The organism is Streptomyces globisporus (genome assembly GCF_003501885.1).
Classification (GTDB): Bacteria; Actinomycetota; Actinomycetes; order Streptomycetales; family Streptomycetaceae; genus Streptomyces; species Streptomyces globisporus_D.
In genome coordinates this window covers 1-2012 of sequence record NZ_QWFA01000368.1, presented here as the reverse complement: position 1 = coordinate 2012, position 2012 = coordinate 1, and the positions used below count along the sequence as shown (strand labels likewise).

At 70.0% G+C, this 2012-nt stretch carries 1 protein-coding gene; it reads right to left on the bottom strand.

Annotated elements, in window-relative coordinates:
• A partial coding sequence (locus D3105_RS33550) for a condensation domain-containing protein (protein WP_240647127.1) occupies positions 1–2012 on the bottom strand: 2012 nt, incomplete at both ends.

Genomic DNA, 2012 nt, shown 5'->3' with positions numbered 1-2012 from the left:
CCCTCATTCCACTCCACCAACACCCGCCGACGCTCAACCGCCGGAAGGACGTCGACATCGAGGGCCAGGGTGCCGGCGCCGTCATTGGTGGCGAGGGCGCTCACGATCCCCGTCAGCGCGGTCTCGACGTAGTCCGCGACCGCCTCGCATGCCACCGCGCCGTCGGCCCTGAGGTCGAGCGAGAGCTCGCTGCCGAAGTCGTCGAGCGACACGGTCAGCGGGTAGTTGATCGCGTCGGTCTCCCCCAGCCAGTGGACCCCCTGCTCTTCGAGGGAGAGGGAGGCCTCGCCGTGCCGCGGTTCGAAGTGCCGGAAATTGATCACTGAGCTGAACAGCGGGGTGTCACCCTCCAGACCGCTGCAGCGCTGAGCCAGGCTCAGCGGGCTCTGCTCACGGGCGATCAGCCCCTGGAGCCCACCGTCGACCTCCTCGATCAGCCCCCGGACCGTCTTGCCCGCCAGCCGCACCCGCAGGGGGAGGGTGTTGATGAAGTTGCCGAGCATGCGCTCGACTCCCGGCACCCCTTGGAGGCGCCCCGACATCACCGTGCCGAACACCACGTCGTCACCGCCGGCGGCCGCGGCCACGACGCACGCCCATGCGGCGTGGAAGAGGCAGGCCGGACTGATGCGCAGACGTTGGGCCTGGGCACGCACCTCCTGGGTCAGGCCGTCGGGCAGAGAGCGGCGCAGGTGCGGGTACTCGTGGCCGTCGCCCCGGACGTTCGTGAGCCCGAAGGGCGTGGTCGACTCGGTGACATCGCCGAGGGCGGCCCGGAAGTGGGCTTCCGCGTCGTCCGTGGCCGTCTGATACAGGGTGTGACCGACGAAGTCCCGGTACGGCGGCGCCGACGCCAGAAGTTCCGGACGGTCCGCCATGTGCACCGCCAGCTCCTCCAGCACCAGCCGCAGGGTGCTGGCGTCCTCGATGAGGTGGTGGGCGCTCAACAGAAGGTAACGCCGGCCGGAGTCCGGATCCTCGGCGATGAGCAGCCTCAGCAGAGGAGCCTCGTCGACCCGCATCCGCCTGGGGCGGGCCAGCAGGGCACGCGCCTGCTCCTCGGCATCCCGGTCCCGGTCCAGGAGTGTCCGCTCCACCTCCAGTCGGGCGGTGCGTTGGACGACCTGCACGGGCTCGGGCAGCTCCGCCGTCAGTACGGCGGTACGCAGGACGTCATGCCGGTCGATCAGCTTCTGCAACGCGCGGGTGAACCGAGCGCACGCGGCCTCGTCGTCGGCGACCAGGAGGATCGAGACCAGGTAGGGATCACTGTCCGGGTCGAGCAGGTGGTGGAAGAGGATTCCCTCCTGCGCGGAGGCCAGCGGGTAGAGATCCTGGACATTGGGCGCGCCACCGGGGACGGTGGCCACCACCGCGTCGATCTGGTCCTGGTCCAGGTCGACCAGGCTGAGCATCTCGGGGGTGACGCGCTCGCAGCCGTGGGGGATCAGGTTCGGCGGCAGCTCGTAGGCGGGGCTCCCCGTGCTGCCGTCGATCTCCGCCGCCAGCGTCGCCAACGTCGGGCTGCTGAACACGCTGCGGACCGGGACGTCGAAGCCCTGCTCCTTCAACCGGGCCACCAGGACCGTGATGAGCAGCGAATGGCCGCCCATCTGGAAGAAGTTGTCGTCGGCGCCGACCTGTGACTCGTCGAAGGACAACAGCTCGGCCCACACGGCCGCCAGCGCCCGCTCGGTTTCGGTGCCGGGGGCGACGTACTCGCGCTGGGCATAGGCATCGATGCGGGGGGCCGGCAGCGCCTTGCGGTCGAGCTTGCCGTTGGCGGTCAGCGGCAGGTCGTCCAGGATGACGAAAGCCGTGGGGACCATGTACTCGGGAAGCGTGCGCCCGAGGTGCTGGGCGAGTTCGGTGCGAGGGTCCGGCGCCGTGTGCCCGTCCTCCAGGACCACGTACGCCACCAGTCGCTTCTCGCCCGGCCCGTCCTCACGGGCGACGACCACGCAGGAACGCACCGCTTCGTGCTGGGTGAGGGTGTTCTCGATCTCACCGAG